We start from the raw sequence: 13183 nt of genomic DNA, 5'->3' as shown, positions 1-13183 counted from the left end.
CAATGGAGTCCGACATGGCGTGGAACGAGCCCGGCGGCTCCGGGGGACGCGACCGCGACCCCTGGGGCAGTCCCAGCAACGATCAGGGTCCGCCCGACCTCGACGAGGTCATCCGCAAGGCCCAGAACAAGTTCCGCGGCCTCTTCGGGGGCGGAGGAGATGGTGGCAGCAGTGGGGGCGGGATGAACGCCCCCAGTGCCTCGCCCAGGACTATCGGCCTGGTCGCGCTGGCCGTGGTGGTGGTCTGGGCGCTGTCCGGCATCTACATCATCGATGAGGGCAAGCGCGGCGTCGTGACCCAGTTCGGCGCCTATGCCAAGACTGTGGAGCCCGGCCCGCACTGGCACCCGCGCTTCATCCAGGCGGTGGAGACGGTGGACGTGGACCAGATCCGCAACATCGAGATCGGGACCCGTTCCAGCGAGTCGCTCATCCTGACCCAGGACGAGAACATCGTGGACGCCAAGTTCTCCATCCAGTACCAGGTGGGGGACCCGCAGGCCTACGTCTTCAATGTCCGCCAGCCCGACGAGACCCTGCGCCAGGCGGCGGAGAGTGCCATCCGCGAGGTCATCGGCAAGAGCACCCTGGACATGGTCATCACCACCGGCCGGGCGGAGATCGCCCGGCGCGCCTCGGAACTCCTGCAGAAGAGCCTGGATGATTACGGCGCCGGGCTGCTGGTGACCAACGTCAACATGCAGAGCGCCCAGCCGCCCAACGAGGTCCAGGATGCCTTTGCCGACGCCGTGAAGGCGCGCGAGGACCAGCAGCGGCTCATCAACGAGGCCGAGGTCTACGCCAACGGCGTGGTCCCCGAGGCCCGGGGTACGGCCTCCCGCCGTATCGAGGAGGCCGAGGGCTATGCCCAGCGGCGCATCGCCGAGGCCGAGGGTGAGAGCGATCGCTTCCTCGCCATCCTCGAGGAGTACCAGATGGCACCGGAGGTCACCCGGGAGCGGCTCTATATCGAGACCCTGGAAGAGGTCATGACGAAGGTCGGCAAGGTCATGGTCGACGTCGAGGGCAGCGGCAACCTGATGTATCTGCCCCTGGAGAAGATGATGCAGGGCAGTGGTGGTTCCGGTTCCGGCAGCGGGGGCAGCGTCTTCGGCTCCTCCATGCCCAAGCTCCCCACGGGGAACGAGAGCTCCGGCAATACCAGCCAGCGCAACCCCAACCAGCAGCGTAGCCGGGAGGTGCGTTAAATGGGCCGCCTGACATCCATCATCGGCGTGGTCGTCGTCATCGGCCTCATCGTCGTCTCCCTCTCCCTGTTCACGGTGGATGAGCGCGAGCACGCCCTGCTCTTCCGCCTGGGCGAGATCGTGGAGTCCGACTACGAGCCGGGCCTCCACCTCAAGACCCCGCTGGTCAATAACGTGCGCAAGTTCGACAACCGTGTCCTCACCATGGATGCGCGGCCGCAGCAGTTTTTGACCAGCGAGAAGAAGAACGTCATCGTCGACTACTACGTGAAGTGGCGGATCGTGGATCCGGTCCAGTACTACCGTTCCACCGGTGGTGTCGAGGCGCAGGCCACCCAGCGGCTGCAGCGGGTCATCAACGACGGCCTGCTCTCGGAGTTCGCCAAGCGGACCATCCAGGAGGTGGTCTCCGGCGAGCGCACCGAGATCATGCGGGTGATGCAGGAGCGGGCCAACGACGAGGCCGAGATCTTCGGCGTGGCCATCCAGGATGTCCGCGTCCGCCGCATCGACCTCCCGCCGGAGGTCAGCGGCTCGGTGTTCGAGCGCATGCGTGCCGAGCGGGCGCGGGTGGCCAAGGACCTGCGCGCCCGGGGGGCGGAGGCCGCCGAGCGGATCCGCGCCGAGGCCGACCGCAAGCGGACCATCATCCTCGCCGAGGCCTTCCGCGAGGCCGAGCGGATCCGCGGTCGCGGTGACGCCCGGGCGGCGAGCATCTTCGCCGAGGCGTATGGCCAGGATGCGGACTTCTACAAGCTCTACCGCAGCCTCGAGGCCTATCAGCGCAGCTTCCGCCAGGGCAACAACTTCATGGTCCTCGACCCGGGTTCGGACTTCTTCCGCTTCTTCAACGAGAGCGGGGGCGGGCAGTAGCGTCCATGACCGAGGATCTGCTGGCAGCGCTGGCGCTGGTCCTGGTCATTGAGGGCCTGTTGCCGGCGCTGAGTCCGCGTAATTACCGCCAGGCGGTGGAAAGCATCTCCCGGACCAGCGATGCCACCCTGCGCGGGGTCGGCCTGGCGGCCATGGCCGTCGGCGCCCTGCTGGTCTGGTTCATTCGACTCTGACGGCGAATTTCCCCATGCAACCCACGGATCGTTGGCTCCTCCCCGAGGGCATCGAAGAGGCGTTGCCGCCGGAGGCGGCGCGACTGGAAACCATGCGTCGCCAGCTGGTGGACCTCTACGCCAGCTGGGGGTACCGCCTGGTGATGCCCCCCTTCATCGAATACCTGGACTCCCTGCTCACCGGGACCGGTAACGACCTGGACCTGGACACCTTCAAGGTGACCGACCAGCTCTCCGGCCGGATGATGGGGGTGCGGGCCGACATGACGCCCCAGGTGGCGCGGATGGATGCGCACCGCCTGGGCCGTGATGTCCCGGAGCGGTTGTGCTACCTCGGGACGGTCCTGCGGACCCGGCCGGAGTCCTTCGCCGGCTCCCGGGCGCCGCTGCAGGTCGGGGCCGAGCTGTTCGGGCATGCCGGGGCGGCGAGCGATCTCGAGGTCATCGGCCTCATGGCGGAGACCCTTCGGGCCACGGGCATCGATGACTTCCATCTGGATGTCGGCCACGTCGGCATCTACCGTGGCCTCGTCGCCGAGGCGGATCTGGCGGAGGCCGACGAGCGGGCGCTCTTCGACGCCTTGCAGCGCAAATCCATGCCCGAGCTGCCCGGTCTCCTGGATGCGGCCGGGGTGACCGGCGAGCTACGCCGGATGTTCCTGGAGCTCCCGGAACTCCACGGTTACCGGGACGTCCTCGCTCGTGCCCGTGAGGTGCTCGGACGGGGCGGTGAGGGCATCGCCGGGGCGCTCGACCACCTGGAAGCGGTGGCTGACGGGCTGGAACGCCGCCTGCCCGAGGTCACCCTCCATTTCGACCTCGGCGAGCTACGGGGCTACCACTATCACACCGGGGTCGTCTTCGCTGCCTTCCTGCCGGAGCAGGGGCGGTCCGTGGCCCAGGGTGGCCGGTACGACGACATCGGTCGCGTCTTCGGCAGGGCACGTCCGGCGACCGGATTCAGCGCGGACCTGCGGGAGTTGCTCGCATTGCAGGGGCCGCCGGCGGCGCTGGGCGGGATCTTCGCCCCGGCCATCGAGGATGATGCCCTGGTCCATCGCGTCGCCGAGCTCCGTGCCGCTGGCGAGCGCGTGGTGTTCGAGCTGCCCGGCCAGGCCGGGGACGCCGCTGCCATGGGCTGCGACCGTGCGCTGATCCAGCGCGATTCGGGCTGGGAAATCGAGTCGGTGGCCGCCGAGTAGGCCACCGCAACGACAAGGGAACGGAACATGGGCAAGAATGTGGTGGTCGTCGGCTCCCAGTGGGGGGACGAGGGCAAGGGCAAGATCGTCGATCTGCTCACGGAACGGGTGGGCGGTGTCGTCCGCTTCCAGGGCGGTAACAATGCCGGCCACACCCTGGTCATCGGTGAGGAGAAGACCGTCCTCCACCTGATCCCCTCTGGGATCCTTCGTCCCGGCGTCCTCTGCCTCATCGGCAACGGCGTGGTGGTCTCCCCCGAGGCCCTGCTGGAGGAGATCGACCGGCTGGAGACGCGGGATGTACCGGCCACCGAGCGCCTGCGGGTGAGCGAGGCCTGCCCGCTGCTGCTGCCCTACCACGCGGCGCTGGATGCCGCCCGGGAGAAGGCGCGGGGCAAATCGGCCATCGGGACCACCGGCCGGGGCATCGGCCCCGCCTACGAGGACAAGATTAGTCGGCGCGGGCTGCGGCTGGGCGAGCTGTTCCACCAGGAGCGCTTCGCCGACAAACTCGCCGACATCCTCGATTACCACAACTTCGTCCTGAAGAACTACTTCGAGGCGCCCACGGTGGATTTCCAGCAGACCCTGGACGAGGCGCTGGCTTACGCCGAGCGGCTGCGGCCCATGGTGGCCGACGTTCCGGCCATCCTGGAAGGCTTCCAGAGCGAGGGGCAGAGCGTCCTCTTCGAGGGCGCCCAGGGGACGCTGCTGGACATCGACCACGGCACCTATCCCTACGTGACCTCGTCAACGACCACCGCCGGGGGCGCCGCTTCCGGCTCCGGTGTCGGTCCGCTCCACCTGGACTACGTGCTGGGGATCACCAAGGCCTACACCACCCGAGTGGGTTCCGGGCCCTTCCCCACGGAGCTGGACGACGCCATGGGCGAGCACCTGGCGGCCCGGGGCCACGAGTTCGGCTCCACTACCGGGCGAGCCCGGCGCTGCGGCTGGTTCGATGCCGTGGCACTGCGCCGCGCCAACCTGCTCAACAGTACCTCCGGCCTGTGCATCACCAAGCTCGATGTCCTCGACGGCCTGGAGACCATCCGGATCTGCACGGGCTATCGGTGCAACGGGGTGGAGCAGTCCACCCCGCCGGTGGGGGCGGACGCCTACGAGGGGTGCGAGCCCATCTACGAGGAGCTCCCCGGCTGGACGGACTCCACCGAGGGGGTGAAGGCCTTCGGCGAGCTGCCGGACAACGCCCAGCGTTACCTCCGGCGAATCGAGGAGCTCACCGGGACCCCCATCGATGTCATCTCCACGGGTCCCGAGCGCGAGGAGACCATCGTCCTGCGCGACCCCTACGCCTGAGCCCGGAATCGGCGGGACCGGGGGCATTTGCGTCCCGGTCGGGGTTGTCCCGGCGTACCCACGAAAAAGGCCCCGAACCCTTGCGGGTCGGGGCCTTTCGGTGTTGGTGCCGAGGAGAGGACTTGAACCTCCACGGGCTTTCGCCCACCAGCACCTGAAGCTGGCGTGTCTACCACTTTCACCACCTCGGCAAGGACGGCTGGGCCGTCGTTGCAAGTGCAATAATCTAGCGGACGGGGTTGGCGCTGTCAACGCCAGTGCCGGCGGTCCTCGGTCTTGCCGACGGGAGAGCGAGGGGCGGGACAGGCCGGGGGGTGAGCCGGTATACTCCCCGTATGAACGAACAAGCTGTCAACCCTGCCCCCCATCGCCCGCGGTCTGTCGCGGCCATTCACGGAGGCCGTCATGGCGCGGAATAATTCCCCCCGCGATCCCAAGGCCGACCGCGAGGCCGAGCGCTACGAGAACCCCATTCCCAGTCGGGAATTCATCTTGGAGGTCCTGGATAAACACGGGGCACCCATGCCCCACGGGGAGCTCGCCGAGGCGCTGTCCATCCAGGACGACGATCAGCTGGAGGCGCTGCGCCGCCGCCTGCGCGCCATGGAGCGCGATGGCCAGATCATCCGCAATCGCAAGGGCGATTACGGCCTGGTGAGTCGCATGGACCTCAAACGGGGCCGGATCGTCGGGCATGCAGACGGCTTCGGCTTCCTCATCCCCGACGAGGGGGGCGACGACGTCTTCCTTTCCCCCAAGGCCATGCATCCGGTCCTCCACGGTGATCGCGCCGTCGTCTCCGTCACCGGGGTCGACCGGCGCGGGCGCCCCGAGGGCATGGTGGTGGAGGTGCTGGAGCGCAATACCCAGCAGGTGGTGGGCCGCTTCTTCGACGAGGGTGGTGTCGGCGTCGTGGAGCCGGATAACCGGCGGCTGAACCAGGAGGTCCTGGTGGCGCCGGAGTCGTGGAACGGCGCCACCGACGGCCAGATCGTCACCGTGGAGATCACCGAGCAGCCCAGTCGCCACCGCAAACCGCTGGGCAAGGTCGTCGAGATCCTGGGCCAGCACATGGGGCCGGGGATGGAGGTGGATGTCGCCCTGCGCGCCCACGACATCCCCTACGAATGGCCCGCGGAGGTGGAGGCCGAGGCCGGCCACTTCTCCACCGAGGTGGCCGAGGCCGACAAGGAGGGGCGCGAGGACCTGCGGGACATGCCGCTGGTGACCATCGACGGCTCCGACACCAAGGACTTCGACGACGCCGTCTGCTGCGAGCCTACCCGCAACGGCTGGCGGATGGTGGTGGCCATCGCCGACGTCGCCCACTACGTCCAGCCCGACTCCGCTCTGGACGCGGAGGCGCTGGAGCGCGGGAACTCGGTGTATTTCCCCAATCGGGTGGTGCCCATGCTCCCGGAGGTCCTCTCCAACGGCCTCTGCTCGCTGAATCCCGAGGTGGACCGGCTCTGCATGGCGGTCTCCGTGGAGATCGATCGCGACGGCGAGGTCCTGGACTACCGCTTCCTGGAGGGGGTCATGCGCTCCCATGCCCGGCTGACCTACACCGAGGTCGCGGGCATGGTGCAGCAGAACGACCCGGTGGTCCGCGACCAGTACCGCCACGTGGTCAAGGACATCGACGAGCTCTATCGGCTCTACCAGGCGCTGCATGCCGCCCGGCAGCAGCGGGGTGCCATCGACTTCGATACCACCGAGACCAAGATCGTCTTCGGCGACAATCGCAAGATCGATCGCATCGTCCCGGTGGAGCGTACCGACGCCCACCGCATGATCGAGGAGTTCATGCTGGCCGCGAACACCTGCGCCGCCGACTTCCTGGAGAAGAACCGCCTGCCGACCCTCTACCGGATCCACGAGAGCCCGCGCAAGGAGAAGCTGGACGATCTGCGTACGGTCCTCGCCGAGCGCGGCCTCAAGCTGGAGGGGGGCGACAAGCCGGAGGCCCACCACGTCTCGAAGCTGCTGGAGCAGGCAGCGGGGCGGGAGGACTTCCACCTCATCCAGACCCTGGTCCTGCGCAGCATGAACCAGGCGGTCTATTCGCCGGACAATCAGGGCCATTTCGGCCTCGGCTTCGACGCCTATACCCACTTCACCTCGCCCATCCGGCGCTACCCGGACCTGGTCGTCCACCGCGGGATCCGCAATCTCCTGTGGCGCCAGCGCAAGCCGGTGCGCGACGCCCTGGGCAAGCTGCTCAAGCGCGGCGTCGGGAACGACTATCCCTATGCCCGGGCCGACATGGAGCGCATCGGTCAGCACTCGTCCATGACCGAGCGCCGCGCGGACGAGGCCACCCGGGACGCCGAGGATGCCCTGAAGTGCGAGTACATCCAGGACAAGGTGGGCGAGAGCTACGAGGGCCTGGTCACCGGCGTGACCGGCTTCGGGCTCTTCATCGAGCTCAAGGACATCTACGTCACCGGGCTGCTCCACATCTCCGCCCTGGACAAGGACTACTTCCACTTCGAGGCTGCCCATCACCGTCTTACCGGTGAGCGCACGGGCCGCACCTACGCCCTCGGTGATACCGTGAAGGTCAAGGTGGTCCGCGTGGACCTGGACGAGCGCAAGATCGACTTCGAACTGGCCGAGCCGGCGGCGGACAAGACGCCCTCCGGCCGGCGCCGGAGCGGCAAGGGCGGCCAGGGCAAGAAGAACGAGGAATGAGCGAGCGCCTGTTCGGCCTCCATGCGGTCGCCGCCGCGCTGGAGGCCGGCACCGTGGATGGCCTCTGGGTGGCCGATAACCGCAAGGACCGCCGCCTGGGGGAGCTGGTCGACGCCGCCCGGGCCGCCGGGATCGCGGTGGAGGAGGTGGACCGCCGACGTCTGGATGAGCTGGCCGGCGGCGGTCGCCACCAGGGGGTGGTCGCCTCCGGCGCCGCCGTGGCCCGTAGCTGGCCCCAGCTGGAGGCCGCCGCTGCCGGTGGCGGCCTCTGGCTCGCCCTGGACGGCGTGCAGGATCCCCACAACCTCGGCGCCTGCCTGCGCAGTGCCGAGGCCGCCGGTTGCGAGGGGGTCATCGTCCCCGCCGACCGCGCCGCCCGCCTGACCCCCACCGTCCGCAAGGTCGCCGTGGGCGCCGCCGAGCGCCTCCCCTTCTATACCGTGACCAACCTCGCCCGGAGCCTGGAGGCGCTGGGGGAGATGGGGCTCTTCTCCGTGGGCCTTGCCGGAGAGGGGGCGTCCACCCTGTGGGACGTGGACCTGCGGGGCCCCCTGGTCCTCGTCCTCGGTGCCGAGGAGAAGGGGCTGCGTCGCCTCACTCGCCGGGCCTGCGATACCGTCGCGCACCTCCCCATGGCGGGGGCGGCCGAGAGCCTCAACGTCTCCGTGGCCGCCGGGGTCGCCCTGTTCGAGGCGGTGCGCCAGCGTCGCTGAAGTTCGCCCTTGGCAAGGGGGCGTTGACCCCATAGAATGGTGCGCTTTTCCAGACCCCTTGCCGCCGCCTTCGGGCGCGGCTGTCGCAAACCGTAAGGAGGTCCCATGCGTCACTACGAAGTCGTCTTCCTGGTCCACCCGGACCAGAGCGAGCAGGTCCCCGCCATGGTGGACCGCTACCGGTCCATCATCGAGTCCGACGGCGGTGCCATTCACCGCCACGAGGACTGGGGCCGGCGCCAGCTCGCCTATCCCATCAACAAGATCCACAAGGCCCACTACGTCCTGCTCAACATCGAGTGCAGCAATGACGCCCTCGACGAGCTCTATGGCGCCTTCCGCTTCAACGATGCCGTGATCCGGCACATGGTCCTCTCCCGGGACGAGGCCGTTACCGAGGCCTCCCCCATGGCCAAGGAGAAGGAAAAGGAGAAGGAGAAGGACCGGGAGCGGAGCAGCGAGGGCGAGAACGCCTAGGACGTGGTCGCGGCCGCGCCGCCACCCGACAACCACCTGAGCGTGGGGGGGCGGGTCATTCAGGCCCCCGAGCGGCGGTACAACCCCGCCGGCATCCCCATCGCCCGCTTCCGCCTGGAGCACTACTCCGTTCAGGAAGAGGGCGACCGGCCCCGCGAGGTCCGCTTCCGCATCCAGGTCATCGCCGCCGGCGAAGCGATCCAGGCGGCGGTGGACCAGCTGGAGGAGGGGGGCGAGGCGCGGGTCACGGGCTTTGTGAGCCGCGCCGGATACCGCCAGGGGGATTACCGCCTGGTCCTCCACGCTCGCACCATCGATATTCAGGCGGCCCCCGCCGAGACCGGCGGGCCGCCGGAAAACTGAAACGAGGAGTTTCGACATGGCCCAGTTCTTCCGTCGTCGCAAGTATTGCCGCTTCACCGCCGAGGGGGTGAAGGAGATCGACTACAAGGACGTGAACACCCTGAAGAATTACGTCACCGAGACCGGCAAGATCGTGCCCAGCCGGATCACCGGCACCAGCGCCAAGTACCAGCGCCAGCTCGCCCGCGCCATCAAGCGGGCCCGCTTCCTGGCGCTGCTGCCCTACTCGGACCACCACGAGGGCTGAGGACCGGTGAAGGCCCTCGCCGCCTACATCACGCGCGGCCATCTCTCGGCCGCCCTGGTAGCGGTGGCGGCGGCCGCCGCGGCGCTCTTCTTTGCCCCGCTGGGCTATGTCAGCGGGGCCGCCGTGGCCCTGATGACCCTGGTGGCCGGCCCGACCAGCGGCCTGGTAGTGGTCGCGATTGCTGCGGGCGTGACCATGCTGGTGGGGCTGGCGGCGGTTGGCGAGATCGCCATCGGTGTCGGCTTCGCCGTCGCCATCTGGCTGCCGGCCTGGCTGGTGGCCAGCGTGCTGCGGCAAACGGTCTCCCTCCCCATGGCGGTGATGACCGCTGCGGGTCTGGGGGTGCTGCTCATCCTCGGCATTCATGCGTTCGTCGCCGATCCGGCGGCCCTGTGGGAGGGGCAGCTACAGCAGGTCTTTTCCGCCCTGGAACAGCAGGGCGGCGGCCTCGACCCCAGTGCCGAGGAGGCGATGCGGGCCCTGGCCGGGGTGATGACCGGGGCCCTGGGTGCCGGGGTCGCGCTGAGTCTGGCACTGACGCTGTTCCTGGCGCGCTGGTTGCAGGCGATGCTGCAGAAGCCGGGGGGGTTCCGGGCCGAGTTCCACTCCCTGCGGCTGGACGATCGGCTGGCCTGGGTGGCCCTGGCGATCGCGGTGGGGGGCGCGGTGGCGCCCGGCGGGGCCGGTGTGGTCGCCGGCCACCTCACCCTGGTGCTGGTGGTCCTCTACCTGCTCCAGGGGATCGCAGTGGTCCATGGCACGGCGGGTGCGCGGGGGCTGGGCTGGCAGTGGCTGGCCCTGCTCTATGCCCTGCTGCTCCTGGTGCCGTACACCATTCCGGTGGTGGCGGCGCTGGGTTTTCTGGATACGTGGCTGGATGTCCGTCGGCGACTGGCGCCGTCGGGCGACGGCCCTCAAGATGGTTGAGCGCGGAGTCCGCGCCGAATCGGAGGTTGCAACGATGGAAGTGATCCTGCTCGATAATGTCCGCAATCTGGGCACCCTGGGTGACCAGGTGAAGGTCAAGCCCGGCTACGGCCGTAATTACCTCGTGCCGCAGGGCAAGGCGGTCCGCGCCACGCCGGATAATATCAAGGCGTTCGAGGAGCGCCGCGCCGAGCTGGAGCGGCAGGCTGCGGAGGCCCGTCAGGCGGCGCAGAAGCGGGCCGATGCCATTGCCGGGGTGGGCCCCATCACCCTGCGGCGCAAGTCCGCCGACGAGGGCAGGCTCTTCGGCTCCATCGCCGCCACCGATGTCGCTGAGGCCCTGTCCGAGGCCGGTGCCGACGTGGAGCGCAAGGAGGTTGTCTTCCCCGAGGGTGCCATCCGCCAGACCGGCGAGTACCAGGTGGAGATCCACCTGCACTTCGACGTGGTCCAGCCCGTCACCCTGGTGGTGGAGGCCGAGTAACGCCTCGGGGTCGGCGACATGGCCGAGCTCGTCGCAGCCGACCGCGACGCCGGGGACCTGCGCATCCCGCCCCACTCCGATGAGGCGGAGCAGGCCGTCCTCGGCGGCCTCATGCTGGACAACGACGCCTGGGACCAGGTGGCCGACCGGGTCTCGGAGGGGGACTTCTACCGCCGCAACCACCAGCTGATCTTCTCGGCGGTGCGGGACCTGGCGGAAATGAATTCCCCCTTCGACGTGGTCACGGTCTCCGAATCCCTGGACCGCCGCGCCCAGCTCGAGGAGGTGGGCGGCCTTGCCTACCTCAGTACCCTGGCGCGCAATACCCCCAGCGCGGCCAATATCCAGACCTACGCCCGGATCGTCCGGGACCGCTCCATCCTCCGGGAGCTGGTCCACGTGGGCACCCAGGTCGCCGATAGCGCCTACAATCCCGAAGGTCGTACCACCGAGACCCTGCTGGACGAGGCGGAGAGTTACGTCTTCGAGATCGCCGAGCGCGGTGCACGGGGGCGCCAGGGTTTCCGGGGCATGCCGGAGCTACTGTCGGAGACGGTGGACCGCATCGAGCGGCTCATCGATCAGGACGACGAATACACCGGCCTGCCCACCGGCTTTACCGACCTGGACAACAAGACCGGCGGCCTTCAGGCGTCGGACCTGGTCATCGTCGCGGCCCGCCCCTCCATGGGCAAGACCACCTTCGCCATGAACATCGCGGAGACCGCGGCCATCAAGCACCAGCGGCCGGTGGCGGTCTTCTCCATGGAGATGTCCGCCGACCAGCTCACCATGCGCCTGCTCTCCTCCCTGGGGCAGATCGAGCAGGGCCGGCTGCGCAACGGCCGGCTGGACGATACCGACTGGTCGCGCCTGAGCTCTGCCGTGAGCCTGCTCCAGGGCGCGCCGATCTTCGTCGACGACACCCCGGCGCTGACCCCCACCGACCTCCGCGCCCGCTGCCGCCGCCTGAAACGGGAGAAGGGCGACCTCGGGCTGGTGGTGGTGGACTACCTCCAGCTCATGCAGTCCCCCAACGGCGCGCGCGAGAACCGGACCAACGAGATCTCCGAGATCAGTCGTGGCCTCAAGGCGCTGGCGCGGGAGCTCAACGTGCCGGTGATGGCGCTGTCCCAGCTCAATCGCTCCCTGGAGCAGCGGACCAACAAGCGGCCGATAATGTCCGACCTGCGCGAGTCCGGCGCCATCGAGCAGGATGCCGACGTCATCCTGTTCATCTATCGCGACGAGGTCTACAACGAGGACAGCGAATACAAGGGGCTGGCCGAGGTGATCACCGGCAAGCAGCGTAACGGCCCCACCGGCCAGGACATGCTGGTCTTCCAGGGCGAGTTCACGCGCTTTCGCAACTACGTCCGCGACGGCGGCGACGGCTGGGGATGACGCGCCCGGTCCGCGCCGCCATCGACACCCGGGCGCTGGCGAACAACCTCGCCGTGGCCCGCTCGCGGGCACCCGCCGAGCCGCTCTGGGCGGTGGTCAAGGCCGACGCCTACGGCCACGGCGCGGTGACGGCCGCCCGGGCGCTGGTGGCCGCCGGCGCCGACGGCCTCTGCGTGGCCTCCGTGGAGGAGGCGGAGGCGCTGCGGGCCGGCGGTATTGATGCCCCCATTCTCCTGCTGGAGGGCTTCTTCGAGCCGGCCGAGATCCCGCGCTGCGCCGCTCTCGGGCTGGCCGTGGTGGTCCACGCCCCGTGGCAGCTCACCGCCCTGGAGGTCGCGCGACCGGAGTGGCCGCTTACCACCTGGGTGAAGGTGGATACCGGCATGCACCGCATCGGCTTCCACCCCGAGGAGGTCGGGCCGGTCCGGGACCGGCTTCGGGCGGCCTCCGCCGTGGCCGGGGAGCCGGGCCTGATGACCCACCTGGCGCGCGCCGATGACCGGAGTGAGCCGGCGACCACCAACCAGCTTCGAGCCTTCGATACGCTGGAACAGCCCGGGGCGGTCTCCATCGCCAACTCGGCCGGGATCCTGGGCTGGCCCGGGGCTCGACGGGGCCTTCTGCGCCCGGGGATCATGCTCTACGGCGTCTCGCCCTTCCCCGAGGAGGTGGCGGGGGACCACGGGCTGGTGCCGGTGATGACCCTGCACTCCCGGCTCATAGCCGTCCGCAGGCTGGCCGCCGGGGATGCCGTGGGCTACGGCGGCACCTGGACCTGCCCGGAGGCCATGCCGGTGGGGGTGGTGGCCATCGGCTACGGCGACGGCTATCCGCGGCACGCGCCCAGCGGGACGCCGGTGCTCGTGGACGGGGTGGAGGTGCCGCTCATCGGCCGGGTCTCCATGGACATGATCACCGTCGACCTGCGCGGTCACCCGGCGGCGGAGCCGGGCGCCCCGGTGACCCTCTGGGGCGACGGCCTGCCGGTGGAGCGGGTGGCCACGGCGGCGGGCACCATCGGCTACGAGCTCCTGTGCGGCGTCACCCGCCGGGTGCCGCGCGACAGCATCGCATGAC

At 69.2% G+C, this 13183-nt stretch carries 14 protein-coding genes and 1 tRNA gene; 14 read left to right on the top strand and 1 reads right to left on the bottom strand.

Annotation, left to right across the window (positions count from 1 at the left end; all coding sequences use genetic code 11):
* Positions 1 to 14 precede the first annotated feature (14 nt).
* Genes hflK through BM272_RS10625 form a run of 5 tightly spaced genes read left to right on the top strand, consistent with a single transcriptional unit; the run spans position 15 to position 4797 of the window.
* Complete coding sequence (gene hflK, locus BM272_RS10645) at positions 15 to 1208, top strand: FtsH protease activity modulator HflK (RefSeq protein ID WP_093428814.1); 1194 nt, start codon at positions 15 to 17, stop codon at positions 1206 to 1208.
* Positions 1209 to 2081 carry a protease modulator HflC gene (hflC, locus tag BM272_RS10640; protein ID WP_093428778.1) on the top strand — a complete coding sequence of 291 codons (873 nt, stop codon included), beginning with the start codon at positions 1209 to 1211 and terminating at the stop codon, positions 2079 to 2081.
* A gap of 5 nt (positions 2082 to 2086) precedes the next feature.
* On the top strand, positions 2087 to 2275 hold the full coding sequence (locus BM272_RS10635) for a DUF2065 domain-containing protein (RefSeq protein ID WP_093428777.1): 189 nt from the start codon (positions 2087 to 2089) through the stop codon (positions 2273 to 2275).
* 14 nt (positions 2276 to 2289) lie between these two features.
* Positions 2290 to 3477 carry an ATP phosphoribosyltransferase regulatory subunit gene (locus BM272_RS10630; protein WP_093428776.1) on the top strand — a complete coding sequence of 396 codons (1188 nt, stop codon included), beginning with the start codon at positions 2290 to 2292 and terminating at the stop codon, positions 3475 to 3477.
* 27 nt (positions 3478 to 3504) lie between these two features.
* Complete coding sequence (locus BM272_RS10625; RefSeq protein WP_093428775.1) at positions 3505 to 4797, top strand: adenylosuccinate synthase; 1293 nt, start codon at positions 3505 to 3507, stop codon at positions 4795 to 4797.
* Positions 4798 to 4901: 104 nt separating this feature from the next.
* Here the strand turns inward: BM272_RS10625 and BM272_RS10620 are convergent.
* Positions 4902 to 4988: transfer RNA gene (locus BM272_RS10620), tRNA-Leu, on the bottom strand.
* A gap of 214 nt (positions 4989 to 5202) precedes the next feature.
* Between BM272_RS10620 and rnr the strand changes: the two genes are divergently transcribed.
* From rnr to alr, 9 genes are all read left to right on the top strand, one after another.
* Entirely contained in the window at positions 5203 to 7491 is a 2289-nt protein-coding gene (gene rnr, locus BM272_RS10615) for a ribonuclease R (protein ID WP_093428774.1), read from the top strand.
* Positions 7488 to 8204 carry a 23S rRNA (guanosine(2251)-2'-O)-methyltransferase RlmB gene (gene rlmB / locus BM272_RS10610; RefSeq protein WP_093428773.1) on the top strand — a complete coding sequence of 239 codons (717 nt, stop codon included), beginning with the start codon at positions 7488 to 7490 and terminating at the stop codon, positions 8202 to 8204. Before rnr ends, rlmB begins: the two co-directional genes overlap by 4 nt.
* Positions 8205 to 8309: 105 nt before the next feature.
* Positions 8310 to 8681 (top strand): 30S ribosomal protein S6, encoded by a 372-nt coding sequence (gene rpsF, locus BM272_RS10605; RefSeq protein WP_093428772.1) that lies wholly within the window; start codon positions 8310 to 8312, stop codon positions 8679 to 8681.
* A gap of 3 nt (positions 8682 to 8684) precedes the next feature.
* On the top strand, positions 8685 to 9044 hold the full coding sequence (gene priB / locus BM272_RS10600; protein WP_093428771.1) for a primosomal replication protein N: 360 nt from the start codon (positions 8685 to 8687) through the stop codon (positions 9042 to 9044).
* A 16-nt stretch (positions 9045 to 9060) separates the two neighbouring features.
* Positions 9061 to 9291, top strand: a complete 231-nt coding sequence (gene rpsR, locus BM272_RS10595) for a 30S ribosomal protein S18 (RefSeq protein ID WP_093428770.1) — start codon at positions 9061 to 9063, stop codon at positions 9289 to 9291.
* A 6-nt stretch (positions 9292 to 9297) separates the two neighbouring features.
* Complete coding sequence (locus tag BM272_RS10590; RefSeq protein WP_093428769.1) at positions 9298 to 10218, top strand: DUF2232 domain-containing protein; 921 nt, start codon at positions 9298 to 9300, stop codon at positions 10216 to 10218.
* Between the two features lie 34 nt (positions 10219 to 10252).
* Entirely contained in the window at positions 10253 to 10702 is a 450-nt protein-coding gene (gene rplI, locus BM272_RS10585) for a 50S ribosomal protein L9 (protein ID WP_093428768.1), read from the top strand.
* An 18-nt stretch (positions 10703 to 10720) separates the two neighbouring features.
* A complete protein-coding gene (gene dnaB / locus BM272_RS10580; protein ID WP_093428767.1) occupies positions 10721 to 12106 on the top strand; it encodes a replicative DNA helicase in 1386 nt (461 codons plus the stop codon).
* The gene (gene alr, locus BM272_RS10575) at positions 12103 to 13182 is read left to right on the top strand and encodes an alanine racemase (protein WP_093428766.1); all 1080 of its coding nucleotides are present in this window, start codon (positions 12103 to 12105) and stop codon (positions 13180 to 13182) included. The genes dnaB and alr overlap by 4 nt, the downstream gene beginning before the upstream one ends.
* Position 13183: the final 1 nt, after the last annotated feature.

It is taken from the genome of Thiohalospira halophila DSM 15071, from assembly GCF_900112605.1.
Taxonomy (GTDB): domain Bacteria; phylum Pseudomonadota; class Gammaproteobacteria; order Thiohalospirales; family Thiohalospiraceae; genus Thiohalospira; species Thiohalospira halophila.
This window is presented reverse-complemented; position numbering and strand designations above follow the sequence as displayed.